Origin of the sequence: Hominenteromicrobium mulieris (genome assembly GCF_046197855.1) — a bacterium.
GTDB lineage: Bacteria > Bacillota > Clostridia > Oscillospirales > Acutalibacteraceae > Hominenteromicrobium > Hominenteromicrobium mulieris.
This window is the reverse complement of record NZ_CP173188.1, coordinates 707,318-734,178: the sequence shown is the minus strand read 5'-3', so window position 1 is coordinate 734,178 and position 26,861 is coordinate 707,318. Positions and strand designations below refer to the sequence as shown.

General features: G+C 55.6%; 21 protein-coding genes. 7 read left to right on the top strand and 14 right to left on the bottom strand.

The genetic code is table 11. The features are described from left to right. Positions 1-151 precede the first annotated feature (151 nt). Positions 152-1,936: an ABC transporter ATP-binding protein gene (locus ACI0CA_RS03500; RefSeq protein WP_446806553.1), complete on the bottom strand. Its 1,785-nt coding sequence runs from the start codon at positions 1,934-1,936 to the stop codon at positions 152-154. Further along, positions 1,933-3,666, bottom strand: a complete 1,734-nt coding sequence (locus ACI0CA_RS03495) for an ABC transporter ATP-binding protein (protein WP_446806554.1) — start codon at positions 3,664-3,666, stop codon at positions 1,933-1,935. Before ACI0CA_RS03495 ends, ACI0CA_RS03500 begins: the two co-directional genes overlap by 4 nt. A gap of 187 nt (positions 3,667-3,853) precedes the next feature. On the opposite strand from ACI0CA_RS03495, the gene ACI0CA_RS03490 reads away from it, so the two are divergent. From ACI0CA_RS03490 to ACI0CA_RS03475, 4 genes are all read left to right on the top strand, one after another. Then, positions 3,854-4,615 (top strand): nucleoside phosphorylase, encoded by a 762-nt coding sequence (locus tag ACI0CA_RS03490; RefSeq protein ID WP_417112895.1) that lies wholly within the window; start codon positions 3,854-3,856, stop codon positions 4,613-4,615. Between the two features lie 160 nt (positions 4,616-4,775). Further along, positions 4,776-5,456, top strand: coding sequence for an acyltransferase (locus tag ACI0CA_RS03485; protein WP_417073502.1), 681 nt, complete (start codon positions 4,776-4,778; stop codon positions 5,454-5,456). Between the two features lie 27 nt (positions 5,457-5,483). Then, on the top strand, positions 5,484-7,394 hold the full coding sequence (locus ACI0CA_RS03480) for an FtsW/RodA/SpoVE family cell cycle protein (protein WP_446806555.1): 1,911 nt from the start codon (positions 5,484-5,486) through the stop codon (positions 7,392-7,394). Then, on the top strand, positions 7,391-8,728 hold the full coding sequence (locus ACI0CA_RS03475; protein WP_412267011.1) for a penicillin-binding transpeptidase domain-containing protein: 1,338 nt from the start codon (positions 7,391-7,393) through the stop codon (positions 8,726-8,728). The genes ACI0CA_RS03480 and ACI0CA_RS03475 overlap by 4 nt, the downstream gene beginning before the upstream one ends. A gap of 454 nt (positions 8,729-9,182) precedes the next feature. On the opposite strand, the gene ACI0CA_RS03470 is transcribed toward ACI0CA_RS03475, so the two are convergent. After that, a complete protein-coding gene (locus ACI0CA_RS03470) occupies positions 9,183-10,628 on the bottom strand; it encodes a S1C family serine protease (RefSeq protein ID WP_419486613.1) in 1,446 nt (481 codons plus the stop codon). 211 nt (positions 10,629-10,839) lie between these two features. Beyond that, positions 10,840-11,424: an ECF transporter S component gene (locus ACI0CA_RS03465; RefSeq protein WP_176819542.1), complete on the bottom strand. Its 585-nt coding sequence runs from the start codon at positions 11,422-11,424 to the stop codon at positions 10,840-10,842. Between the two features lie 249 nt (positions 11,425-11,673). Here ACI0CA_RS03465 and ACI0CA_RS03460 point away from each other — a divergent pair, with 249 nt between their 5' ends. Then, on the top strand, positions 11,674-12,333 hold the full coding sequence (locus ACI0CA_RS03460; RefSeq protein WP_308449797.1) for an HAD family hydrolase: 660 nt from the start codon (positions 11,674-11,676) through the stop codon (positions 12,331-12,333). A 108-nt stretch (positions 12,334-12,441) separates the two neighbouring features. Here ACI0CA_RS03460 and ACI0CA_RS03455 read toward each other — a convergent pair whose 3' ends face one another. From ACI0CA_RS03455 to ACI0CA_RS03445, 3 genes are all read right to left on the bottom strand, one after another. Continuing rightward, complete coding sequence (locus ACI0CA_RS03455) at positions 12,442-13,842, bottom strand: MATE family efflux transporter (protein WP_412330574.1); 1,401 nt, start codon at positions 13,840-13,842, stop codon at positions 12,442-12,444. 112 nt (positions 13,843-13,954) lie between these two features. Continuing rightward, complete coding sequence (locus ACI0CA_RS03450; protein WP_412330573.1) at positions 13,955-14,194, bottom strand: hypothetical protein; 240 nt, start codon at positions 14,192-14,194, stop codon at positions 13,955-13,957. An 84-nt stretch (positions 14,195-14,278) separates the two neighbouring features. Next, entirely contained in the window at positions 14,279-15,088 is an 810-nt protein-coding gene (locus ACI0CA_RS03445) for a metalloregulator ArsR/SmtB family transcription factor (protein WP_412330572.1), read from the bottom strand. Positions 15,089-15,265: 177 nt separating this feature from the next. Here ACI0CA_RS03445 and ACI0CA_RS03440 point away from each other — a divergent pair, with 177 nt between their 5' ends. Beyond that, a complete protein-coding gene (locus ACI0CA_RS03440; RefSeq protein ID WP_176821090.1) occupies positions 15,266-15,484 on the top strand; it encodes a cation transporter in 219 nt (72 codons plus the stop codon). Between the two features lie 122 nt (positions 15,485-15,606). Continuing rightward, a complete protein-coding gene (locus ACI0CA_RS03435; protein ID WP_395506686.1) occupies positions 15,607-17,487 on the top strand; it encodes a heavy metal translocating P-type ATPase in 1,881 nt (626 codons plus the stop codon). A gap of 78 nt (positions 17,488-17,565) precedes the next feature. On the opposite strand, the gene ACI0CA_RS03430 is transcribed toward ACI0CA_RS03435, so the two are convergent. From ACI0CA_RS03430 to ACI0CA_RS03400, 7 genes are all read right to left on the bottom strand, one after another. Continuing rightward, on the bottom strand, positions 17,566-18,612 hold the full coding sequence (locus ACI0CA_RS03430) for a class B sortase (RefSeq protein ID WP_395506687.1): 1,047 nt from the start codon (positions 18,610-18,612) through the stop codon (positions 17,566-17,568). A 3-nt stretch (positions 18,613-18,615) separates the two neighbouring features. Further along, complete coding sequence (locus tag ACI0CA_RS03425) at positions 18,616-19,869, bottom strand: competence/damage-inducible protein A (RefSeq protein WP_308449791.1); 1,254 nt, start codon at positions 19,867-19,869, stop codon at positions 18,616-18,618. A 17-nt stretch (positions 19,870-19,886) separates the two neighbouring features. Continuing rightward, positions 19,887-21,053, bottom strand: a complete 1,167-nt coding sequence (thiI, locus tag ACI0CA_RS03420; protein ID WP_308449790.1) for a tRNA uracil 4-sulfurtransferase ThiI — start codon at positions 21,051-21,053, stop codon at positions 19,887-19,889. Between the two features lie 32 nt (positions 21,054-21,085). After that, positions 21,086-22,231 carry a cysteine desulfurase family protein gene (locus ACI0CA_RS03415; RefSeq protein ID WP_343284736.1) on the bottom strand — a complete coding sequence of 382 codons (1,146 nt, stop codon included), beginning with the start codon at positions 22,229-22,231 and terminating at the stop codon, positions 21,086-21,088. 6 nt (positions 22,232-22,237) lie between these two features. Beyond that, positions 22,238-23,188, bottom strand: coding sequence for a D-2-hydroxyacid dehydrogenase (locus ACI0CA_RS03410; RefSeq protein ID WP_308449788.1), 951 nt, complete (start codon positions 23,186-23,188; stop codon positions 22,238-22,240). Continuing rightward, positions 23,185-25,083, bottom strand: coding sequence for an NAD(+) synthase (locus ACI0CA_RS03405; RefSeq protein WP_308449787.1), 1,899 nt, complete (start codon positions 25,081-25,083; stop codon positions 23,185-23,187). The genes ACI0CA_RS03410 and ACI0CA_RS03405 overlap by 4 nt, the downstream gene beginning before the upstream one ends. Before the next feature lie 100 nt (positions 25,084-25,183). After that, the gene (locus ACI0CA_RS03400) at positions 25,184-26,740 is read right to left on the bottom strand and encodes a VanW family protein (protein WP_308449786.1); all 1,557 of its coding nucleotides are present in this window, start codon (positions 26,738-26,740) and stop codon (positions 25,184-25,186) included. Positions 26,741-26,861: the final 121 nt, after the last annotated feature.

The following is a 26,861-nucleotide window of genomic DNA, read 5'->3' as shown; positions in this document are numbered from 1 at the left end:
TTCAAGCGGTTTCAACTTAGTATTTTCTTAAAATTTTGGGGGCCGCATTTTACGCTTCACGCGCCTTTGCAGCCTGAATTTCTTTCACATCCACGCCGCGTGGGGCAATGTTCTTCGTATACGTCTCATAACAGCCCCCGTTTCTGCGTTTTTACGCGAACTGTGCGTTATACAAATGCCGGTAGAATGTGTCGCCCTGCATCAAGCTTTCATGCGTACCGCGCTCCACAATCTCGCCGTCGCGCACGACTAAGATCATATCCGCGTTGCGAATGGTCGATAAGCGGTGCGCAATGACAAAGCAGGTCTTGTCCGCCATCAGCGTACGCATGGCCTTTTGTATGCGCAGCTCCGTGCGCGTATCGACGTTTGAGGTCGCCTCGTCCAGAATGAGCAGGGACGACTCCAGCAGCATCGCGCGTGCAATGGTCATCAGCTGCTTTTGTCCCTTTGAGATATTCGCGCCGTCGTCCTCGAGCACCGTTTCGTAACCGGCCGGCAGCGTCCTGATGTAGTCATGGATGCCGCACGCCTTGCACACGCGCTCCACGTCTTCGCGCGTCGCCTTTTCGCTGCCGTAGGCGATGTTTTCATACACCGTGCCCGTAAAAAGCCATGTGTCCTGCAAGACCATGGAGTAATTGAGGCGCAAACTGCGGCGCGTCAGATCTTTGATTGGCTTATGGTCAAGCGTAATCTCGCCGCTGTCCACATCGTAAAAGCGCATCAGCAAATTGATGATGGTCGTTTTGCCCGCGCCCGTCGGGCCCACAATGGCCACAAGCGCGCCCTTCGGCACATGCAGCGAGAGATCTTTGATGATCTGTCTGTCCTTTGTGTAGCCGAAGTTCACGTGCGAAAGGTCTACGTCACCCTCGGCTTCGGTGAGGCCTTCGGCATTCGGACTGTCCGCGACCTCGGGCTCTTCATCCAGTAAGCGGAACACGCGCTCCGCCGCCGAAAACGCCGACTGCAATTCGCCGATGATGTTCGCGATTTCGTTGATCGGCCCGCTGAACTTGCGAGAGTACAGTACAAAGCTCGAAATGTTGCCGATAGAGATTGACCCGCCTAAAAACAGCAGTGCGCCGAAAAAGCTGACGAGTGAAAGCGAAAGGTTGTTGACGAAGTTGACGGACGGGCCCACCATGCTGCCGTAATAATCGGCGCGGTAGTACGCGTCCACGGTCTCGTCGTTCTGTTTATCGAGCTTTTTAATGGTGTTTTTTTCCTGGCCGTACGCGCGCAGCGTCTTCTGCCCGCTGATCATTTCCTCCACAAAGCCGTTCAGCTCTCCCAGCTTTGCAGAGCGCTTGCGGAACAGCGGCCGCGTAAAGCCTGTGATCTTCTTCGTCATGAACATCGAAAGCGGTACGGTGAAAACAAACACCAGCACAAGTGTCGGCGAAATGGAAAGCATCATGATGAGTGCGCCGATGACTGTGACGGCGCTCGCGAACACCTGCACCATATCATTCGTAAGCGAGGTGTTGATGGTGTCGATGTCATACGAAATACGGCTCAAAATGTCGCCCGTCTGGTGTGTATCGAAGTATCCGACCGGCAGCTCGCTCAGCTTTTGGAACACATCGTGCCGCATCGTGTTCACCACGCGGCGGCTGATGACGATCATAAGGCGCGTCAGCGCATACGAAAGTGCTGCGGATATCGCGTACATCACAACCATCAGAACGCCATAGCAGCCCACCTTTTCAAAATTGACTTTGCCGCGGCCGAGTTCCATCGCATCCACCGCAAGACCCGAAATGTACGGTCCCGCCAGTGACAACAAATTGCCGCCGACCGTCAGTAAAATCGCCCCGAGCATCAAAAATTTGTAGCGCATCAGATATGGCAAAAGGCGCGACAGCACCGCCGTTTTTTTCATTTTGGGCTTTTCGTGTTTTTCCGTTTGCACGGTTTCCGGCCTTTTCATGCGTGCACCTCCTTTGCGAGTCCCTCGCCGATCTGCGACTCCCCGATCTCACGGTAAAGCGGACAGGTCTCCATCAATTCTTCGTGCGTGCCCATGCCGATGACATTGCCGTTTTCGAGCACCATGATTTTTTCCGCATGCATGATGGAGCTGATGCGCTGCGCAATGATGATCTTTGTCGCGTCCGCACAATGCAGGCGAATTTCTTCACGCAGCTTCGAGTCCGTCCTGTAATCAAGCGCGCTCGAGGAGTCGTCCAACAGCAAAATGTCCGGGTCGCCCGCCAACGCGCGCGCAAGCAACAGTCTCTGTTTCTGCCCACCCGAAAGGTTCGCGCCCTTAATGGCGACCGGCGCGTCCAGGCCGCCCTGTTCTTCAATAAATTCCAGCGCCTGTGCGCGTCGTGCCGCTTCCAAAAGCTGCTCGTCCGTCAGGTTTCGCCCTAAGCGGATATTCTCGCGTATCGTGTCCTTAAACAGCGTGTCGTTTTGGAACACCACGCCGAACTTCGCGCGTAAATCGGACGTCGCGTAGTCGCGGATATCCACGCCGTCTATTTTCACGGAGCCCTCCGAAACGTCGTAGTAACGCATGAGTAAACGAATAATCGTCGATTTACCCGCGCCTGTCGCGCCGATGATGCCGAGCGTCTCGCCGCGCTTTAACGCAAAATCGATGTTCCGCACCGCAAAGCTGCCGCGCGCATAGCGGAACGTCACGTGGTCAAACTCCACATGCGGCGCGTCCTTCGGCAAAAAGCTGAAGCGCGGCTCAGTCTCGAAAAGCTCCACCGGCGTATCCAGCACCTCCAATACACGCGCAGAGGAAGCCGATGCGCGTGAAAGCATCATGAAAATGCGGTTAATCGCCATTAAAGCGTTCAAAACGATGGTGTATAAATTCATAAACGCGATGATCTTGCCGATCTCGGAGGTGCCGTTGTTCACGCGCACCGCACCCACCGTGATAACCGCCACAATGCCGAGGTTCAGCAAAAGGCTCATCACCGGGTTAATGAGCGCCATGGTGCTCTCTGCCGTGCGCTCCTTTTCGGTGAGATCGTCGTTCACCTTCTTAAACCGCGCACGCTCATAGTCCGATTTGGAAAGCGCCTTGATGACGCGCACGCCCACGGCGTTTTCACGCACCACACGCAGCATGGAATCGGAAGCCTTCTGCACGATCTTAAAAAGCTTCGCACCTTTTCGCGAGACGTAAAATACAATTACGCCCACGATGGGTAAGGATGCCACCATAATGAGCGTCAGCATCGGGTCCATCGTCAAGGATACGATGATGCCGCCGAAAAGCAGCAGCGGCGCACGGATGCCGATGCGCTGAATCATGCCAATCGTCTGGTGTAAAACGTATGTATCGCTCGTCATGCGCGAGATAAGCGACGGAATTGTGAACGCATCCACCCTGCTTTCCGAAAGATACGAGATCTTTTGGAACAGGTCATGCCGGATCTGCCGCGTGCAGTCGCGCGCCACAGCGGACGCCATGCGGTTCGCCGTGATGTTGCCGCCCCACGCAATGAGCGAGCACACAATCATCAGTCCGCCCCACAGACATACCGGGCGAATCTCTTTCAGCGGGATCAGATCGTCAATGATATACGACAAAATCCACAGAATCGCAAGCTCCACAAGCGTACCGACCGCCTTAAAGCTGATGCCCACGCCCATGCGCGGCAAAAACGGTTTTAAATACACCGCCAGTCTTTTCAAATTACATGCCCTCTTTCCCCTAAGAAGCTCTCAATAGTTGTATTTGCAACTATTATAGCGTATCCCGCACAACTTTTCAATATAATCATAAAATATTTTGGTAAATTTAGGCCTTTGCTTGACAAAAATCTCCCCCGTGGTATAATGGATAAAATTTGCCGTTTGCGAAAACGAAGGAGGGAATTCCATGATCCACACAGATTTTGACCCGAATAGAAAAGCCGTCATTGAGCCGAGCGAATTCTATCACCCGATGGAAAATATGCCGGAGGCACTCATCGGCGTGTTCTCCCGCCCGCTTACGGAGAAATACGCGGCGGAATTTCACGGCGAAGTCATCATGCAATATCAGGACTGCAACGGTGGAGAACCGGTCTATCGCTGCACTGCGCCGAACGGCACCGCGTTTGCGCTGATGTGCATGCGCGTCGGCGCGCCGTCTGCCTGCGGCATCATGGAAGAGATGATCCCCCACGGCGTGAAAAAGTTTTTGATGCTCGGCTCCTGCGGCGCACTCGATCACGCCATCACCGCCGGGCACATTCTGGTACCCTACGCCGCCGTGCGCGATGAAGGCACAAGCTACCACTACGCCCCGCCCGCCGAGGAAGCCGTACTCGAGCCCGCCTGTGTAGATGCCGTCTGCCAAGCGCTCGAAGACATGGACGTCCCCTATGCCCGCGTGAAAACGTGGACGACCGATGCGTTTTTTCGCGAGACGCGCGGCAAGGTGGAAAAACGCTTAAAGCAAGGTTGCTCCGTCGTCGAGATGGAATGTGCCGCCATGGCGACCGTCGCGGCGTTCCGAAACGTCAAATTCGCCCAGTTCATGTGGGCGGCAGATTCCCTTTCCGGCGAAAAATGGGACGCCCGCAACTTAAATAAGCTCGGCACGGATGCCGGCGAGATCTACATGGAAGCCGCCATCCGCACCTTAGAGTACCTGTAAACATACAAAAAAGTTAAGAAAACCTGAATTCTCCCCGCACAGACTGGAAATGTGCGGGGAGTTGTATTATACTATATAAAATGGGTTTTATGGGAAAGTCGCAAGTCCGTTCCGCAGAGTCGGAATTTCAGTACGATTGAGTCAAGAAAGGAACATGAATATGAACGTAAAACATGAAGGATTGACCGTCCGCGCCTTATATGATCTCAGCTATACCGCGGCGCGCCCGCTGCTTGAAGCCTGCACCTACCCGTGGGAGGCGCTGCCGAAGATCGGCGAGTTCATTAAAGCGCTCGGCAAAACACTTTCGCCCGAGGAATACGAGCAGCGCGGCGAAGACGTGTGGGTCGCGAAAAGCGCCAAGCTTTACCCGAGCGTCTACATTGCAGGCCCCACTATCATCGGGCCGGAGACCGAGGTGCGCCCCGGCGCATTTATCCGCGGCAACGCGCTCATCGGCACAGGCTGCGTCGTCGGCAATTCCACCGAGGTAAAAAACGCCATCCTGTTCGACGGCGCGCAGGCCCCGCACTATAACTACATCGGCGATTCCGTCATGGGCCATAAGGCCCACACCGGCGCGGGCGCCGTCACGTCGAACTTAAAGCAGGATCACTCGAACGTCACCGTCTTAAAGGACGGCGAACGCGTAGAGACCGGCATGCGCAAATTCGGCGCCATGCTGGGCGACCACGCCGAAATCGGCTGCGGCAGCGTTTTGAATCCCGGCACGGTCGTCGGCAAAAACGCACGCGTCTATCCGCTTTCCATGGTGCGCGGCTTCGTGCCCGCGAACCACATCTATAAAAAGGCCGGTGAGGTCGCCGAAATTCACGACTGATCTTCGCCGTAAAGAAAAGAGGTCTTTATGGAGTTTTTAAAGCAACTCATCACGCGTATACTCGGCTCCGGGCTGCTTTCCACCGCCCTTGTGCTCGTGCGCGCCGTCACCGTCCTGATGGTTTTGTACGTCATCTGGCGCTGCTATACCTCGTTTAAAAAGGGACAGCGCCGCAAAGACCCGGTCGTCATGCTGGAGGATGCCGCCACCGGCGCGCATTTCCCCGTTTTGTACTGGGAAAATTCCATTGGGCGCAGCCGCAGCTGCGATATTCAAATACCCGATAATTCCGTTTCGCGCGACCATGCCGTTTTAATGCGCCGCGAAGAGGGCTGGTTCGTGTGCGATACCGGCTCCCACGCCGGCACACGCGTGCGCAATAAACAGATCACAGAGCCCACGCTCGTGCAGATCGGCGACAAAATCCGCATGGGATCCACCACGCTCACGCTGCGTAACGCGTCCGACGTGCCGCAGAAAAAGCGCAGCATGTTCACCGGCTTTTCCAAAGAGGCGGCGTCCCCCTTTAAGCTGATGCTCGTCGTCACGCTCGTTCAGATGTCGCTCACCTTGCAACTGATGATCGGCACAGGCGAATTCCGCCTCTACCCCGCCGCACCGTTCGTGATTCTGTTCACGGCAAGCTGGGTGCTGTACTTTTTCTCCCGCCGCATCTTAAAGCGCGTCAGCTTTGAGATTGAAACCGTTGGACTGCTCCTCAGCAGCATCGGCATCCTGCTCCTCAGCGGTGAGGGGCTCGACACCGTTAAAATGCAGATTGCCGCGTTCGGCATCGGCATTGTGCTTTTCTGCTTCCTTGTTTGGTTCATGAGCGACCTCGAGCGCGTCATGAAGCTGCGGCTCTACATCGCCATCGGCGCCATTTTGCTGTTTGTCGCAAACCTTGTGCTCGGCAAAGACGTCAACGGCTCCCGCAACTGGATCTTCATCGGGCCGTTCAGCTTCCAGCCCTCGGAGTTCATCAAAATCGCATTCGTGTTCGTCGGCGCGTCTACGCTCGACCATTTGCAGACGAAAAAGAACATCACGGAGTTCATCGTGTTCGCCGCCATTTGCCTCGCATTCCTGTTCCTAATGCGCGATTTCGGCACGGCGCTCATCTTCTTCGCCTGCTTCCTCATCATCGCATTCATGCGCTCCGGCAGCTTCCGCACCATTTTCCTCATCCTCGCGGCAGCGTGCTTCGGCGTGTTCCTCATTTTGCAGTTTAAGCCCTATGTCGCTCAGCGCTTCTCGGGCTGGATGCACGTGTGGGAGCACACACAGGACAGCCTCGGCTACCAGCAGGTGCGCACCATGACGTATATCGCAAGCGGCGGCCTCTTCGGTCTCGGCCTCGGCAACGGCATCTTAAAATATGTCGCCGCCGGCGACAGCGACCTCGTGTTCGGTATGCTGTGCGAGGAACAGGGCCTTTTAATGGGCATGGCAGTGCTGTTCGCGCTCGTCCTCTTTATCCTCTACGCCCGCAGCGATGTCACACGCAGTCGCTCCACGTTCTACGCCATCGCGGCGTGCGCCGTCTCGGGCATGCTGCTCTTTCAGGCCGCGCTCAATGTTTTCGGCCCCACGGATGTTCTGCCGCTCACCGGCGTCACGCTGCCGTTCATCAGCGCAGGCGGCTCCAGTATGATCTCTGTCTGGGGGCTTCTGGCATTCCTCAAAGCGTCCGATGAACGCACCTACGCTGCCCGCCGTGCGGGAAGACACCCGAAAGGCGAGGCCGACGAAGACACGATTTCCTTCACCCCGCCGCGCTACTCCCCGAACGACCCGCCCACGCCGCGTCCCCGCGCGAATACCCGCGCCGAAAACACGGCCCCGCGTTCCCGCGGCGCATACCGCGTCCATATTTCCGAAGAAAACCTCTCCCCGGGTCAGCCCCGCACACGCAGAAAGGATGGTGACCGCCGATGAAAACGACCGGCTTTCGCTCTTTTGTCCTTTACATTTTGCTGTTCGCCTTCTGCGGCGGCTTCGTCTGGTTTCTCATCAACCTCGCGTTAAACGGCTCCACATGGGCCACGCAGCCGTATAACGGTCACATTTACGGCGATGACACCGCCGTTTCCGCCGGTACCATCACAGACCGCAGCGGCATGGTGCTCGCCAAAACGGAGGACGGCTCCCGCGTTTACGCCGAAAGTGAAGACATTCGCCGCGCACTGCTCCACACCGTGGGCGATTCCAGCGGCTACATCGGCACCGCCGTGCAGGCCGTGCACCGCTCGCAGCTCGTGGGCTATAACCCCATCACGGGCCTTGCGCGCACCGTGCTTTCGGACCTCGGCAACAACCTCGTTTTAACGGTAGATGCCAACGCCAGCGCCGCCGCGTACAACGCCTTCAACGGCCGCAACGGCTCCGCGTTTGTCTATAACTATAAGACCGGCGAGGTACTCGTCAAGGTCAGCGCTCCCACATACGACCCCATGAACGTCCCGGAGGACCTCAACGATAACGAAGAATACAACGGCGTTTTCCTCGACCACACGCTTTCCTCCACCTACACGCCGGGCTCCATCTTTAAGCTCGTCACAGCGGCTGCCGCCATGGAGTACCTGCCCGATTGGGACACCCGCACCTATACCTGCGAAGAAGAAATGGACATCGGCTCCGGCAAGGTGACGTGTCTCAATTACCACGGCGAGCTGAACCTCGAGCAGGCGCTCGGCTATTCCTGCAACCTCTACTTTGCGCAGCTTGCGGAGGACATCGGCGCGGAAAACCTCAAAAAGAAAGCCGAAGAAATGGGCTTCGGTAAAAACTTCTCGTTTGATTCTGTCACCACCGACAAAAGCAGTACCAATTTAAGCAGCTCCACCAGCGCCATAGACCTCGCGTGGAGCTCCGTCGGTCAGGCGGATGTCATGGCAAACCCGTACCACATGGCGCTTTTGATGGGCGCTATCGCAAACGGCGGCTCCACACCGGAGCCATACCTCACGGGCGGCAAAAGCCGCACGAGCTACACCTTAACGGACAGCTCCACTGCCGCTTCTCTCCACAGCATGATGCGCAACAACGTCGTCAATTACTACGGCGAGTATCTTTTCGACGGTTATTCGCTGTGTGCCAAAACCGGCACCGCCGAGCTCGACGATAAAAACCCGAACTGCTGGATCGTCGGTTTCTCGGAGGACGAAAGCACCCCGTATGCGTTCGCCGTGTGCGTGCAGGAGGGCTCCTCCGGACTCTATACCGCCGGTGAAGTCGTCTCCGCCGCACTCAACGCCATTACAGGGAATTGATCTTCCGTAAACCACAGCGAAGCGACGAATAAAGTTTCGTCCACTTTTTCAAAGGTGGTGGTTTCCAAAGGCAACGCCTTTGGTCGTCGTTCGCAAACGGCGAGACCTTTTTACCTACCAAAAATCAGGAAGATAGGCAGAATAGTCCGGTGGACTGTTCTGCCGCAAGGAACCCTATTAAGGGGTTCCTTGAAGAACTCGCCACAGCGAATTCTTAGAAATAAAGCAACGCCGCACCCTCGATTTTTCATTGAGAGTGCGGCGTTGCTTTATGCCTTCGTATAAAATTCAAGCTCCCTCTGACTGAGAAAAAGAATGAGATACTGCGCACCCTCAATCACAGCCGGGAATACCCACGGCAGCAAAATCAAAAGCTGACAAAATGCAACGAACCCCGAGGGGTTCGTTGCTTGAAAAAGGAGATTTATGAAAAAGACTCGTACTCTAAATTAAATCAACCCGCGCTGTATTCGGAAAGCTTCAGTTCCACGGTTGCGGACTGCTGCGTCGAAGAGCGGTACACCTGAAGTGTTACCGTATCGCCCGGCTTCTTGCTGAGGATTGCGGAACGCAATGTGGATTCACTGTCCAGCTGCTGACCGTCAATAGCGGTAATCACATCGCCCACCTGCAAGCCGGAAGCCTGTGCCTCGCTCGAATTGAGCTGTGCCACATACTCGCCCTGCGGCAAGCCGTAGAAGCGGCCCGTCATGCTGTCGATGAACTGACCGGAAATACCGAGAACAGCTCTGTCCTTCACATAACCGTACTGGATGAGGTCGGAGATAATCGGCTGTGCCGTATCGATCGGAATCGCAAATCCAAGGCCCTCATAGCCCGTAGCGGAAATTTTCGCGGAGTTGATGCCAACGACCTGACCATACTCGTTGATGAGTGCGCCGCCGGAGTTACCGGGGTTAATCGCCGCATCGGTCTGGATATATTCCATCGTGTAGCCGGTCGTGTTATTGGCAATCGCGCGGTTCAAAGCGGAAACGTAACCGATCGTTACGCTGGAGCTCAGCTCGTGGCCGCCCGGGTTACCGATGGCCATGACCTTATCCGCAACGCGCAAATCTTCGGAAGAACCAAATTCCGCAGCCGTCAAGCCCGTCGCATCGATCTTTACGACCGCAAGGTCCGTCACGGTATCGCTGCCGATCAGCTGCGCTTCATACGTCTCACCGTCGGAGGTCATAACCTTCAGGGAAGTCGCACCCTCCACAACATGCGCATTCGTGATGATATAGCCATCTTCACTCATGATGATGCCGGAGCCTTCGCTCGCCGGGGAAACGCTGCTGTCCGACGTATCGGTCTGCATAAAGCCGTAATTCTGTGTCACCTGATAATTCTGGATGCACACGACAGACGGTGTAAGCTTTGCGGCAATGTCCTGGTCGCTCATCGCGGAAACCGTGCCGTCGCTGCTCGCGCTCGTGTCCGAGCTCGTGTCGCCGTTCACCACGCGCGAGATTGTGAACGCAGCATTGCTGCTCGCTTCGGAAGACTGCACATTGATGACGCCGTTTTGAATCATCACGACGAATACGCCAAGCGACGCCGCCGAGGTGATCGCACAGCAAAGCACAACGGCTAAAAGCTTCAAGCCGAATTTCGAGCCGTGCTTTTTGGGCTTCGGCTGTTTTTGCGGCTGATGCACAGGCACACCGTAATACACAGGCTGTCCGTTTGGCTGCACCGGCGCGTTCTGCTGCGGAGCGCTCTGTGCGTTCCACGTATATGCGGGGGTGTTGTTCGTCGGATACTGTGCGTTATGATAGGTGCCGTAGGCGTTTGTGCTGTTTACAGCGTTATTAGCGGAAGTATTGGTGTTCACCGGTTCAGACCCATTGTTCGGGTCAAAACCATTTTGGAATTTCTCATGATTGTCACTCATGGTTCCTTACTCCTTTCACATAATACCATATTCCAAACGGTTTTTCAACCTTTTTTTCTTTCCGTTCGGATTATCTATATTATTTCGGAGTTCTGTGAAGTTCATGTGAAGTGCAGTGAACAGTTTCATGAAAAAAGCAAGAAATCTCTGTCACACAAAAACAACGAAAGCCACCGGTGCGTGTTCCGGCGGCTTTCCTTATACGCTGATTTTATTTTGTCGTCAGATGCGCACTTTTCAGCGCCTTGCGAATCAAAGCGGAGAGCGGCACGGAAATGATGATGGCGAGAATCGCGTTCACCGTGCTCGAAGCCGCTTTCGTCGCAAGCGCAATCGCCGCAGCCTCCGGCGCACTGCCCGCAAGCACCGTCGTAATGTAGGACTTTGCGAGATACAGCACAATGTATGTCAGGCTGCCGCAGATGCCCGCCACAATGCTGCGCGGTACGGTAATGGTAAAGTCTTCCTCCAGCATGTTGCCGGTGATTTTACCCTTGTGCGCGATGAGGCCGCAAACCGCAGCCAGCAGGAACTTAAATACAAATGTAAACGGAGCCGAAGCGATGTACGCCGGGTTCGTCAGGTCGTAGAGCATCGCGCCGATGCCGGAAGCCAGACCGCCTCCGATCGGGCCCATCACAAAGCCCGCAAGCAGGCAAAACGCGTTGCCGAGGTGGATACGGGAAATATCGCCCACCGGCACCGGAATCGGGAAGCTCAGGTAGTTGGAAACGAACACCAGCGCGCCCAAAAGGCCCACGGTGACAATCTTGTAGATGGAATTCTTGTTTTTCATTTTGATTACCCCTTTGCTTTGGGGCGCGACTGCACCGTTCGTGCGCCGTGCCTTGAAGATTGCACCCAGTATAGCACCGCGCTGGTATTATCGCAATGGCCAGATTTAATATAATTTTTAAGGTCAGATGGTTTTTTCACACCCCAAAAAGCCCGCCCCGGTTGCATTTTCGTCAAAAAAGCGGTATACTGGCGGTGCGAAAAGTGTCGTTCGCTTTTCGATTATTTATAATATGAAGAAGGGATATTCATGGCAAAAGTAAAAGCCGTTATTTTTGATATGGACGGAACCGTGGCCAATACGCTCACTTCCATCGCCGGATTCGGCAACGCCGCGCTTGAAGCGCACCGTTTAAAAACGTTCCCCGTAGACCGCTACCGCACATTCGTCGGTAACGGCGCAGATATTCTCATGCGCCGCATGCTCACTGCCGCTAAGGGCACATACACCGAAGAAGATGTAAAAGCCCTGCGCAAAACGTATGACGCTTTATATGAAAGTGATCCCACAAAAGACGTCACCCCCTACCCCGGCATCGTAGAGCTGCTCCAAAAAATGCGTGAAAACAACGTCAAAGCCGCCGTGCTCTCCAACAAACCCGATAACATGACGTGCTATATCGCCGAAAAGCTGTTCACCGGGCTTTTTGATGTCGTCCACGGACAAAGGGAAGGCGTACCGAAAAAGCCGAACCCCAGTGCCGCACTTTTATTGTGCGAAGAATTAGGCGTCACCCCCGCCGAATGCCTGTACGTCGGCGACAGCGGCGTTGATATGCAGACCGGGCAGAACGCAGGCCTCTTCACCGCCGGCGTCACCTGGGGCTTCAGGGACGAAAAAGAGCTCGAAGAAAACGGCGCCGATACCCTCGTCCATAACGCAGAGGAGCTGGAAAACCTTATCCTCTAAGCTAACGGCAATGGCAATTACAAGTCTTTCGTCAAGTTTTCTTCAGAAAACTTTTTGCCTAAATATAATTTATCCTCTCCAGGCTGCGTCCGGAGAGGATTTCTTCTTTTATTGCGCTTTGCTGTTTAGCTCCCGATATGTCCCAAGAATTAACACCACCGAAACCACAAACGTCAAAATGTCTGAAACCGGCATCGAGTATAAAACGCCGTCCAAGCCGAACCAAATCGGCAGCAGGATGGCAAAGCCCACGCCGAACACCACCTCGCGCAGCATGGAAAGTACCGTCGAGCTCAGCGCCTTGCCAAGTGCCTGCAGGAAAATAAAGCACGCCTTGTTCACGCATGCCGGAATCATCATACACAGGTAAATACGGAATGCCTTCACCGCAAACTCCGTGTAAAATGCGCTTTCATTTGCCGCGCCAAACAGCGAAATGAGCTGTTGCGGGAAAAACTCCACCAAAATCAGCGCCACGGCGCCCACCGCTGCTTCCGAGATCAGCAGCATCGTAAACAGCTTATTTACGCGCCTAAATTTCTCCGCACCCATGTTGAAGCCCACAATCGGTATGCACCCCGCCGCCATACCGACAACGATCGAAATCACAATCTGAAAGAACTTCATCACAATGCCGACCACTGCCATCGGGATCTGTGCGTACTGCGCCTGCCCGAAAATCGGGTCCAGTGCGCCGTATTTGCGCAGCATGTTGTTGATGGCCGCCATTGCCGCCACAAGGCTGATCTGTGAGAGGAAGCTTGTCATACCAAGCGACAAAATGCGCCTGCAAAGCCCGCCGCTCAGCTTAAAATCTCCCTTTCCCGGGCGAATCACACGCATATTGCACAAATACCAGATTGCAAGCACCGCCGTCACAATCTGCCCCAGCACCGTCGCAACCGCCGCGCCCATCATACCCCAGCGGCACACAAAAATGAACACCGGGTCTAAGATCGTGTTCAACATCGCGCCCGCCAGCGTCGATGCCATCGCAAATTTCGGGCTGCCGTCTGCGCGGATAATTGGGTTCAGCGCCTGTCCGAACATATAAAACGGCACGCCGAGCGCAATATAGAAAAAGTACTCCTTCGCATAACGAAACGTCTCCACGTTCACACGCCCGCCAAACATCGTTAAAATCGGTTCCGCCAAAAGCAAATACACAGCCGTCAAAGCTGCGCTTGCAAGCAAAACCAGCACCACGGCGTTGCCTACGCTCTTCTTCGCCGTTTTCACGTCCTTTTTACCGAGGTTGATACTCACATACGCGCAGCAGCCGTCGCCGACCATTACCGCGATTGCGAGCGCCGCCACGGTCAGAGGAAACACAGCGGTGTTCGCCGCGTTGCCGTAAGAACCGAGGTAGTCCGAGTTTGCAATGAAGATCTGGTCAACAATGTTATACAGCGCGCCGACCAGAAGCGAAATGATACACGGCACTGCATAACCGCGCATCAGCTTGCCCACACGCTCCGTGCCCAAAAATACGTTGGTGTTTTCTTCCATACCTTTACTCCCTGATATAAATCTAAATCACAAAGCAGCGGAATACGCCGCCCGAAAATCCGGACTTACGCATCTCGCTGCTCGATTTTGAAACCTATAAACTTGTATGCCGTCAGTTCAAATAGTCGCCCACCGGAGCGGAATTGTACTGCTTAATAATTTTGATCACAATTGAGCCGTCCGTTCCCTTATGCTTCTCTACGATTTTATACTTTGTGTGGCTGCGTTCCAACCCGCTCTTGTAATTCGCAACTTCCTCCTGTACTGCGCGCATGGCGTAATCCTTTACCACACCCTCTTTAAGCTGGAAATGCAACGTTTGACAGATACACGCAGACTGAATTCGTTTCATAATTTCGCCATTCCTTATCAAAATAAATGCGGCGCATATACGCAAACCGGATTTACGCACATACGCCACACGTTTTCTATTATTTTACTCTTTTGAAAATATTTTTTCAAAGGCAGTTTTCGCAAAATTTTCCGGCTCACAAATTGGACACTTTGCACAAGCGTCACACGCCTGCTTCTTTGCCCCGCACACGTGCCGCCGTCTGTATTCCGTTGGCAGCTCGCCGTAAGCCTCCTTAAACGCCGCCGTAAATCGGCTATGGCTCTCATACCCCACGGCCTGCGCCACGGACGCAATGTCGTTCTGCGTTTTCAGCAGCAGCCCCGCCGCAAGCTCCATGCGGTGCTGCTTCATGTGCGCCGCAATCGTCGTGCCGTACACTTTTTTGAACACCGTTTTCAGCGTCGTGGTGTTCATGAGGAACTCCCTCGACAGCGTTTCTATCGTGATGCGCTCGCTGATGTGTTCGATCAGGTAATTGTGCACGTTCCGAATGATTTCCTCCTGCGAAGCCTGAAAGTCCACTTCCTTTTCCGGGCAGGTGATCTCCATCACCTGCTCCACAATCTCGTGCAAAAGCCCGATCTGCTCGGTGTCCGACGCCTTATAGTAGACTTCCTTGCCGTCGCGGCGGCTCATGATAAGCCCACTGTCTAAAAGCGACTTCAAATGGTGCGAGACCGCCGGGCTCGACATATCCATCATCGCCGCAATGTTGATGACGCATTCTTCCCGGTGACTCAAAAGCCAGAAAATGCGCACGCGCACCGGGTCGCTCAGCTGCTTGAACACATCCGCCACGGCCGAAAAACGTTCCGTATTCATCAATTCTCTATGCAGCGCTTCGTCGTGCTTGTGCCTGCCGTGGTCGTGCGGCAATGCAAAATCCGCCATAAAAAGCCCTCCGTTTATCCGTTTCGGAAATCCCGTTCGCCCGTTTGGAAGCAGCACCCGAAAACCCCTTGATTTTTTATTCCGGCCCCAGTATACTACAACTGTAACGATTAAGCAAGTATTTAATCGTTAGCACCACATTTCAAAACAAAATGATTTTTTACGGAGGTTTTCCCCATGAAAAAAACGTACAGCATTGAAGTTGACTGCGCAAATTGTGCCAACCTGATGGAAGAGGCAACCAAGAAAACTGCAGGCGTTGCAAATGCGACCGTAAACTTCATGACCCAGAAGATGATCGTTGAGTTTGAAGACGGTCAGGACGCTAAAGCTGTCATGAAGAATGTCCTCAAGGCCTGCAAGAAGGTTGAGCCGGACTGCGAAATCGAGCTTTAATTTACTTCGGTCTACCCGTATAGTCAGAAAAAATGACCGGCTCCGCTTTCTCGGTACAGTCGGTCTTTTTCACACGGTAATGTATCATCTAACTGCTATATAAAACCACAAGAGGTATCCTCATGAAAAAGAAACAAAAGATTACGCTGTACCGCATCATCATCACCGCCGTGATGCTGGTCGTGTTACAGTTCTTACCTATCACGGGCATTCCGCGCCTTATCGCGTACCTCGCCGCCTATCTCGTCATCGGCTACGATATTTTGAGAAAAGCCGGCAAGGGCATCCTAAACGGCCGCGCGTTCGACGAAAACTTTTTGATGGCGCTCGCCACCCTCGGTGCGTTCTTCCTCGCCATTTGGACAAAGAGCGGCGATTATCTTGAGGGCATCGCCGTGATGCTGTTCTATCAGATCGGCGAGCTGTTCCAAAGCTACGCCGTCGGCAAAAGCCGCAAAAACATCTCCGCGCTGATGGACATCCGCCCGGACTACGCCAACATTGAAAAAGACGGCAAGTTAGAACAGGTCGATCCCGACGAAGTCGCGGTCGGCAGCATCATCGTCGTGCAGCCGGGCGAAAAAGTCCCGCTCGACGGCGTAGTCGAAAGCGGCAACGCAAGCCTTAATACCAGCGCGCTCACCGGCGAAAGCCTCCCGCGCGATGTCAAAGAGGGCGATGAGATCATCAGCGGCTGCATCAATTTAAACGGTGTTCTGAAAATCCGCACCACAAAGGAATTCGGCGAGTCCACCGTTTCCAAAATCCTCGACCTCGTTGAAAACGCCAGTTCCCGCAAGTCCCGTTCGGAAGCGTTCATCTCCCGCTTCGCTAAAATTTACACCCCGGCGGTCTGCATTTCCGCTGTACTGCTCGGCATTGCCGTGCCGCTCCTGCGCATGGCGTTCGGCATGGATGCCGCTTGGGTCGATTGGATCTACCGCGCGCTGACCTTCCTCGTTGTCAGCTGCCCGTGCGCACTTGTCATTTCCATCCCGCTCAGCTTCTTTGCGGGCATCGGCGGCGCAAGCCATGAGGGCGTGCTCATCAAGGGCTCCAACTATCTTGAAGCCCTCTCCGATGCAAAAATCGTCGTGTTCGATAAAACCGGCACGCTCACGCAGGGCGTGTTTGAGGTCACTGCCGTCCACCACAACACGATGGACGAAGCAAAGCTGCTCGAGTACGCCGCGCTCGCCGAGTGCGCCTCCTCCCACCCCATCAGCAAAAGTTTGCAGAAAGCCTACGGCAAAGAGATCGACCGCAGCCGCGTAACGGACATTGAAGAAGTCAGCGGCAAGGGCATCACCGCCAAGGTCGACGGGCACGAGGTCCTCGCCGGCAACGCAAAGCTCATGGCACTGCACAATATTCCATATAACGACTGCCACAGCGTCGGCACCATCATTCACATGTCAATCGACGGCGAATATGCCGGTCACATCGTTATCTCCGATGTCATCAAGCCTCATTCCAAGGAAGCCATTCAGAAGCTGAAGCACGCCGGTGTTGAAAAAACCGTCATGCTCACAGGCGATGCCAAGCGTGTGGCTGATCAGGTCGCCAAAGAGCTTGGCATTGACGAAGTTCGCAGCGAGCTGCTCCCGGGCGATAAGGTCAACGAAGTCGAAAAGCTCATTCAGAATAAGCCGAAGAAAGCAAACCTCGCGTTCGTCGGCGACGGCATCAACGATGCGCCGGTGCTCACCCGTGCCGATATCGGCATCGCCATGGGCGCCATGGGCAGCGATGCCGCCATCGAAGCCGCAGACGTTGTCCTCATGGACGATGATCCGATGCAGATTGCAAAGGCCATCAAAATTTCCCGTAAGTGCATCGGCATCGTCAAGCAGAACATCGTGTTCTCGCTCATCGTCAAGTTCGGCTGTCTCGCGCTCACCGCGTTCGGTCTTGCGAACATGTGGGCAGCCATCTTTGCGGATGTCGGTGTCATGATTATCGCGGTTCTCAACGCCATCCGCGCTTTGAAGTACAAAAAATAAAAGATAACATACCAAAACGCCCTTCCGCTGCGGTTTTTCCGTAAGCGGGAGGGCGTTTTTCGTTTTCTGTTTCAGCTTTTAATCTTTGTACAGATTGCCCGTGTACCAATCCACCATGCCGTTTTGGACAGCGTCCTCAAAGTAGTCGGGCCAGTAGTCCGGCGCTTTGCCGGAGGGATACCAAATGTCCGGGTACAACACGTTTTCGTTCTCCGTGATTTTTGAGGTGTCCACGGTCGCATCTTCGCCGTCACGCACCTTGCGCGCCACGATCACCGTGCGGAAGCCCTCATATTCATACGAGCATGTTGAAAGCATCACCGTTTTGTCGTTTTCGTTCAGGTCAACGCCGGTGTTCACCATGCTGCGTTTCATCACATCGTAGTAAAACTGCATCTTGTCTTCCGCAGAGTCAAAATCGCCGCGCAGATAGTTGAACAGTTCCCCTTGGTTATCGTATGTATTCGTCTTGAATACCGAAACAATCTTCCATTCCGCCGCTTCCTTTTCGGTGTCATAGCGGAATACCGGACAGCTTTTCACGGTCTTGGCACTGCCAAAACCGATCACCTGCCAGAACATTCTGCCGTCCTGCATGCTGTGCCCGTGCAAAACCTGATTATCGGAGTCCACCGTGCACATACCGTCCAAAAAGATGCTGCCGTACTTCGTGCTTTCCTTTTTGTAGTTGCGGTAAAGGTAATACTGCGGGTCGCCTGCAGGCGGTGTCAGCACCGGAAAATTGATGTCCGTGCCGTCCAGCTGCACCCAGCCCGTAATGTCGCTGTTCACACTTTGCAGCTTCAAAACAGCTTCGCAACGGCGCTCCAGCTCTGCCATGCGTTCGCTGTCCGCCGTGTCGTCTTCAGAAGTCGCCGGGACCACGCTTTCCGTGTCGCCCGCTTCGGAGTAGATTTTCTGAATCTCACCTACGTTTTTATCCGTCACATACGGGTTCACAATGAGCTCAATTACAAGCACCGCCGCCGAAACGACAAAAATCACCGAAAACAGCGTGATGAGCACCGGGAACAGAATTCTCCGCTTTCTCGGCTGCATACTTTCTTCGTCTTCATAGACCGCCACGCGCCGCATAGGCTCCGGCTCGCGGTATTTGCGCCGCACGCGTTACGCCTCGTCCACCGGCAAACCGGCAAGGTAGCGGCGCACCATATCGAGTGCTTTGGAGGCCGCGCAGTGGCGGTGCCATTCGCGGGATTTCAGTCTGCCCATCGGCTGGCGCTTTGCCACCCACGTGTTCTTGCCGTCACTCAACGCAATGTACACAAGGCCCACCGGCTTTTCTTCTGTGCCGCCGTCCGGGCCCGCAATGCCCGTGATACCCACGCCGATGTCTGCACCGCTCTCACGCACAATGCCTTCCGCCATCGCGCGCGCCGTCTGTTCGCTCACTGCGCCGTATGTCACAAGCGTCTCGTGCGGTACGCCGAGCAAACGCTCCTTCACGCAGTTTGCATACGTCACACAGCCCGTCTCAAACACGGCGGAGGAACCCGGAATATCTGTAATGCGCTTTGCAAGCATACCGCCCGTGCAGGATTCCGCCGTCGCAAGCTTCTTGCCCGCCTTTTTAAGCTCACTGACCACAAGCTCCTCCAGCGTCTCCACGTCCACACCGTACACGAAGTTGCCGATGCGCTTCTTCAATTCTTCCACCACCGGCACGCACATCGCGTCCGCTTCTTCTTTCGTTGCGGCCTTCGCCGTCACGCGCACGAACATCTCGCCTTCCTTGGCATACGGCGCCACGGTCGGGTTGCTCTGCTCCATCAGGTCTTCGATCATCTGTGCCACCGGCGCTTCGCCTCTGCCGTACACATGCACGCTGTGCGAAGCAATGACCGCGCTCTGGAATTTCTCAAGGTACGGCACGGCATAGTTGTGCAGCATCGGGGTCAATTCCGAAGGCGGGCCGGGCAGCATGATGACGATCTTGCCCTTGTCCGTCCGGAACGCGCAGCCGGGCGCAGTGCCGTTGTCGTTTTTCAGCGCGGTGCAGCCCTCCGGCAGCATCGCCTGCTTCATCTGGTTTTCGGTCATGCCGCCGTTTGCAAAGTAATCGAGCAAATGCTGGTAGCTCTGCTCGTGCAAAACGAGCTTCTTGCCCGCAGCCGCCGCCACGGTCTCTTTCGTCAGGTCGTCGCCCGTCGGCCCAAGGCCGCCCGTCGTGATGAGAATATCGCTTCTGTCGAGCGCGTCGTAAACAGCCTTTTCCAGTCTGCCCACGTTGTCGCCAACTACGGCGGCGTAGAGCAGATCAATGCCGAGCGCCGAAAGCGCCTTTGCAACGATTGTTGTGTCCGTGTTCACGGTCTGGCCGAGCAAAAGCTCTGTACCTACCGATAATACTTCTGCCTGCATGGTAAAATTCCCCTTTCTTACAGATGACGGATCTCCGTCTTTTCAAGGCAATTTTTCAAAAGCTGTTCCACATCAAGTTTCTGTTCCGCAGCCTCCACCACGTTCAAAGTGGGGCGGGTGCGCGGGTGCTTCGGCGTAAACACCGTGCAGCAGTCCTCATACGGCTCAATGGAAATATCATACGTGTCAATGCGGTGCGCAAGCGTCACGATTTCCGACTTGTCGCTGCCGATAAGCGGACGGAAAACCGGCATATTCGCCGCGGCGTCCGTGCAGGCGATGGCCTGTATCGTCTGGCTTGCCACCTGCCCAAGGCTCTCACCCGTGATGAGTGCACTGCATTCGCGCTCGCGTGCAATGCGCTCGGCGGCACGCATCATAAAGCGGCGCATAATCACGGTCGCAAGCTCCTCCGGGCAGTTGTCTCGAATTTGCTCCTGAATTTCGGTGAACGGCACGGTAATCATGTCCATTCTGCCCGCGTATTCGCCGACCTTCTTCAGCAGCGCCACCACCTTTTCATGTGCGCGCTCGCTCGTGTACGGCGGGCTCGCAAAGTGAATGGCCGTCAGCTCCACGCCGCGCTTTGCCATCATCCACGCCGCCACCGGGCTGTCGAGGCCGCCGCTGATGAGAATAGCCGCCTTGCCGCCCGTGCCCACCGGAATGCCGCCCGCGCCGGGCTTCGTCTCGCCGTGGATATACGCCGCTTTCTCGCGGATTTCCACGCGCACCGTGATCTCCGGGTTATGCACGTCTACGGAAATGTGCGGGTTCGCGCGCAGCAGCGCCGCGCCCACCTCGCGGGAGATTTCCATGGAGCCGAGCGGGAACTTCTTGTCCGCACGCTTCGATTCCACCTTGAACGTCTTAAAGCCCGCGAGTGTGTCATTGAGGTATTCCGGCGCCATTTTTGTAATGGCATCCATGTCCTTTTCACACACGCAAGCGCGCGCATAGCCAATGACGCCGAAAATCTTCGAGATGCGCTCTTCAGCTTCGTCAATGTCCGCGTCCTCGTCCTTCGGTTCAATGTAAATGGTGGACTGCATGGAGTACACCTCAAAGTTGCCCGCGCGCGCAATGCGGCGGCGAATGTTCTTTAACAGCCGGTCTTCAAACGTGCGGCGATTCAATCCCTTTAAGACGATCTCGCCGAGCTTGACCAGAATCACTTCCTGCATGACAAAATTCCTTTCCGTCTATAAACTCACGCTTACGCGTGCGAAAGCGTTTGGAGGCCCTCTTTCAAGGCGTCCGCAAACGCGTCCATTTCTTCTGCTGTGTTTTCCGCCGAAAGGCTTACGCGCAGCGATGTTTCAACGCGCTCCTTCGGCAGCTGCATCGCGCTCAGAACGTGGCTCGGTTTTGCCTTGCCGCACGCGGAACCGCTTGAAACAAAAATGTTTCGCTCCGCCAAAAAGTGCAGCATCGTCTCCGCACGCACGCGCCCTGCCGAAAGATTCACAATATACGGCAGCGCGTTTTCGGGCGAGTTCAAAACAACCTCCGGCATCGATTTCAGCCGTTCAATCAAATGCGCCTGCACCGCTTTTACGTGTGTGAGCGCCTCTTTTTCCGTCATCATGTGCTTCACCGCTTCGCCGAACGCACAAATTTGCGGCACGCCCTCGGTGCCGGGGCGCAGATTTTTCTCTTGCCCGCCGCCGAAGCTGTGCGGCAAAATGCGTACGCCGCTTTTCACGTACAGCGCACCCACGCCCTTCGGTGCATGCACCTTGTGGCCCGAAACACTGATGAGGTCAACACCGAGCCTTTTCGGCTGGAGCGGAATTTTGCAGAAGCCCTGCACCGCGTCCGCGTGAAACAGCGCCGGGGCCTTTTTTCTCTTGATCGTGCCTGCAATGTCTTTCAGCGGCAGCAAAACGCCTGTTTCGTTATTCACCGCCATCACGCTGACCAAAATCGTCTTCGCATCAATGGCCGCGTCAAATTTCTCTTTCGGAATATTTCCGTCCGCCTCCGGCTGCACATACACGACCTCAAAGCCCTCTTTTTCAAGCTGTGCCATCGTATTGAGCACCGCCGGATGCTCGATCGCCGTCGTCACAATCTTGTTGCCCGCGCGCTTTTTCGCGTGCGCCGCACCCAAAATCGCAATGTTGTCGCTCTCTGTGCCGCCGGACGTGAAATAAATCTCCCCTGGCTGCGCCGAAAGTCTCTCGGCAATGATCTCCCGCGCCGCAGTCATCTCCTTTTCCGCCGCAAAGCCCTTGCTGTGCAGCGAAGAGGGGTTGCCGTAGCATTCCGTCATCATGTAAAGCGCCTTTTCCGCCGCCTCTTTTGAAACGCGCGTCGTCGCGCTGTTGTCCAAATAAATTTCCTGTGTCGTATCCATCATTATCCCTTACAGTTTTCGGTAGCCGGTCGAAAAATCGACCACATTTCTAAGCGGCTCACCCGCCAGAAAACGCTTTAAATTCTCCGCCATAATACGCACAATGCGGTCGTGCGTCTCCTGCAAATGGTATCCGCCGGAGATATGCGGTGTGATGACCGCGTTTTCCATCTTCCACAGCGGGTAATCTGCGGGCAGCGGTTCCGGGTCGGTCACGTCCACGCCCGCGCCCGCAAGCTTTCCGTTTTCCAGCGCCGCGCACAGCGCATCTGTGTCGACGATCATCCCGCGGCCGACGTTTAATAAAATCGCGCCGTCCTTCATCTTCGCCATGCGCTCTGCGTCAAACATCCCCTTCGTTGCCGTCGTGCCCGGCAGCGTGATGGCCACGCAGTCCGCCTGTGGCAAATATTCGTCAAGCTTATCGGTGTGGATGAGCTCGTCCACAAAATCGGGCTTATCCGTGCCAGTGCGGCGCACGCCGATCACCCTTGCGCCCAGCGCTTTCGCACGCTTCGCAAATTCCCCACCGATGTCGCCGAGGCCGAGCACCAACACCGTCGAGTTCCACGCCGAGCGCACCTGCCCGAGGTCGCACCACTTGCCCGTGCGCTGCACATCGCGGTACAAATGCAGCTTTTTTAAAAGTTCAAGCCACACCGCGACCATGTATTCCGAAATCGCAAGGCCATACGCGCCCGTTGCATTCGTCAAAACGGTCTCCTCCGGCAGACAGCCGTGGATATACCCGTCCACGCCCGCGCTGTTCGTCTGCAACCATTTAAGCTTATCGCCGGTCGAGATGAGCTTCGGGCTCACGTTGCCGAGGATTATATCCGCGTTCTGCACGTCCTCGCGCTCTGCCTTGCCCTCTTTATAAATAAACGTCTCCCCCGGCGCGACTTCTTCGAGCCACACGCGCTGATAGGGCTTCGTCTCCATCGCAACTAAAATGTTCACAGTGTCTCGATCTCCTCTCTCCACACCGTATTGCACGCATCGCTCGGCATGCGGAAATCGCCGCGCGGCGAAAGCGTCACAGAGCCCACCTTCGGGCCGTCCGGCAGGCAGGAGCGCTTAAACTGCTGCTGGAAGAAGCGGCGGTAGAACGTTTTCAGCCACTTTTTAATGGTCTCGGCGTCATACTGCCCCGCAAATGAGCGCAGCGCCATCGCATAAATTTTACGCGGAGTAAATCCAAAGCGCAGCATATAATACAAATAGTAATCATGCAGTTCATACGGCCCCACAAGGTCTTCCGTCTTCTGTGAAATTTCGCCGTCCTTCGGCGGCAATAATTCCGGGCTGACCGGCGTGTCCAAAATATCAAGTAAAACACGGCGCAGCTCGTCGTTGCCGTGCATCGCCTCATAACGCACGAGGTGGCGCACCAGTGTCTTCGGGATAGACGCGTTCACCGCATACATCGACATGTGGTCGCCGTTGTACGTCGCCCAGCCGAGCGCAAGCTCAGAAAGGTCGCCCGTGCCGATGACAATGCCGCCGTGCTGATTCGCAATGTCCATCAAAAGCTGCGTGCGCTCGCGCGCCTGCGAATTTTCATACGTCACGTCCAGCACCTCGGGATCGTGCTGAATGTCCTTAAAGTGCTGCTCCACCGCCTTCGCAATCGGAATTTCGTCAAAATGCACCTTGAGCTCTTCCGCAAGGCACTGCGCGTTGCTCTTCGTGCGCGCCGTCGTGCCGAAGCATGGCATCGATACCGTGCGGATGCCCGTGCGCGGCAGGCCGAGCATATCAAACGCGTTCGCCGTCACAAGCAACGCCAACGTGGAATCGAGACCGCCCGAAAGCCCAATGACCGCCGTTTTGCAGCCGATGTGCTTCAGTCTCGTCGCGAGACCCGTCGCCTGCATTTTGAGGATCGTCTCGCAGCGTGCGGAAAGGTCGGCGTCGTCCTTCGGCACAAACGGGTACGGGTACGCCGTGCGCGTCGTCTCAAACTCGGGCAAGTCCATCGAAGCGTCGATGATGTCGCACACAGGCTCGTCCTGCCACGTATTCATGCGGCGGCGCTCCTGCACAAGGCGCTCCACGTCGATGTCGCCGTAGGTGATGCCGTTCGTAAACAAATCGCTCTCGTTCAGTAACGAGCCGTTTTCGCAAATCAAATTGTGTCCCGCAAAGATCATGTCCGTCGTGCTTTCGCCAAAGCCGCTGTCCGCGTACACATACGCTGCAAGCAGACGACCGGAGTGCATGCGCAGCATGTCGCGGCGGTACTGCGCCTTACCGATAATTTCATCGCTGCACGAAAGATTTAATAAAACGGTCGCGCCGCCCTTTGCAAGCGTCACGCTCGGCGGGTCTGCCACCCAAACATCCTCGCAGATCTCCACGCCCACGGTCACGTCCGGCGCAAGCTCAAACACCACGTCACGGCAGCCGTACCAGTCGCCCGCATAGCGCAGCATGCCGCTTTCCGGCGCGGGGGAAAAATGGCGCAGCTCGTAAAATTCGGAGTAATTCGGAATATGCTGCTTTGCCGGCAGGCCCAGCAAAACGCCGCGACTGAACACCGCCGCGCAGTTATACAGTGCCCCGCCGGACGGGATCGGCATACCCACCGCGCACAGAATATCGAGGTCTTCCGTCTCTTCGATGAGGTCAAACAGGCACGCCTTCGCGCTTTCCATCAGCTTTCTGTCCTTAAACAGGTCGCCGCAGGTGTAGCCCGTCATCGCAAGCTCCGGGAATGCGATGACCGAAGCGCCGTTTGCGGCCGCCTCGCGGATCATCTTCGCCATCTCGTTTTTGTTGTACGGGCAGTCCGCCACCTTCACGTGCGGTGTAGCCGCCGCTACGCGCACCATTCCGTCTATTTTTATGCTCACAAATAAGCTCCTCTCAAGTGTCACCGGAGGTGACACAATTATATTCACTTGCACAAATTCCCCCTGCCGAAAAAAGAGCAGGGGGAAACTGTTTTTATTCTCATTCGCCGGTTTCGGCCGCCGTCACAGGCTCCGGTGTGGGCTCCTCTGTGGGGGCCGCCGTCGGTTCTGCGGTCGGCGCAGGGGTCGGCTCCGGCGTAGGTGCCGCAGTCGGGGCAGCCGTCGGCGCAGGGGTCGCAGTGGGTGCTGCCGTCGGGGTTGCCGTAGGTGTCGGGCTCGGGGAAGACGTCTCCGTGCCCGGGCCGATGCGGTAAATGGTACCGCTTGGGCCGTAGTAGGAGGAAGGCAGCGTCTCGGTGCGGATGACCTCTCCGTCCTTCACAAAATCGCGCCAAGCGCTCGCCTCGTAGCCCCAGTTGCCGCTTGTGGAAAGCACCTTTTCGCCCTTTTTAAGGTTCTGGTCCACCACGTATTTCACAGTGTCCAGCGGCGGGATCTCGCTCGTCGTCTGGGAATACACATTGATCGTGTCCCACTCTTTCGGGTGCTTGCCGTAGAACTGCACATGCAGCGTCACACCGTCCATCCAACTCATAATGTACACCGGGGTGTCAAGATCATTGCGGAACTGGAAGTCGATCTCACCGTAACTCACCGTCGCGTCCAGACCGATCGGCACGTACGTAGACGGTGAAGAGTGGCAGTCGCGCAGCGTGATTGTCATACCCGCACGCAGCGCAGCACCGTAGATCGTTGAAGAAGCCTGACAAATGCCGCCGCCGTACATCTGCACCAGCGCGCCGCCGGAAAGGCCGCCCGCCGGCAAAAAGCCCGTGGAAGCGTTTGTGGAATCGCCCACGATGTTTTCATAAGAGAATGTGTCGCCCGGGTTCAAAACCGTGCCGTTCACGCGAGAAAGCGCCAGACCCATGTTGTGGTTGCCGTTTTCCGTATTCGTCGAGACCGTCTCAAACGAGGAGATCATGCCGAAATCTTTTCTCAGGTCGTCCACGGTCACTTTCGCCGCGGTCTCCTGCAAAGCAGCCTCTACTTCGCCGCTCGTCTTCTTAAGGAACTGCGCCTTCACGGCGGCAAGCGTTCCGTAAACGTCCAGCTTTTTGCCGTTCACGGCGTCCTCAAACATAAAGTCGCCCGCGTCAAAGTCATAAGAGCCTACGGTCGCATCCTTAGCCTGCACAACGAAATCGCCGAGCTTCTGTTTTAATTCATTTTCAAAATTCTTGAGCGTCAGGCAGTACGTCATTTCGTAGTCGCCCGCTTTTCTCGATTTCAAAAGCCGCGTCAGCGTAATATCCAGCGTATCCACAACGGTCAGCTCGCTGCCCTTGGCGGTCATTTCGGTATCGCCGCTTTTCACTGTGACGTTGATATTCGCATACGGCTTTAACGCCGCTGCTCTGCACACCTTTTCGGCTTCCGCGAGCTTCATGCCGGAAATGTCGATGCCGTCCATCGTAGTACCTTCCGCAAACACGGTCAGGTCTTCCGGCTCCGGGGTAGGCGTCGGCGCCGCCGTCGCCGCAGAGTCGGAAGACGTCGGCAGCTTATCGCAACCCGCAAAGCCCAGCATCAAGACAGCCGCCAAAACTGCGCCGACCGCCGCCGCGCGATATTTTTTCGTTTTATGTCTATACATGAGATCGCCTTTCTAGATCGCCTTTCTGAAAATCCCGGCAGCTTCTCACAGCCGCTTTTCTGTATCGTACCGACTTACGTTTTGCAGATATTCTCTCCTTTTCGCCGACAAAATACCGGCT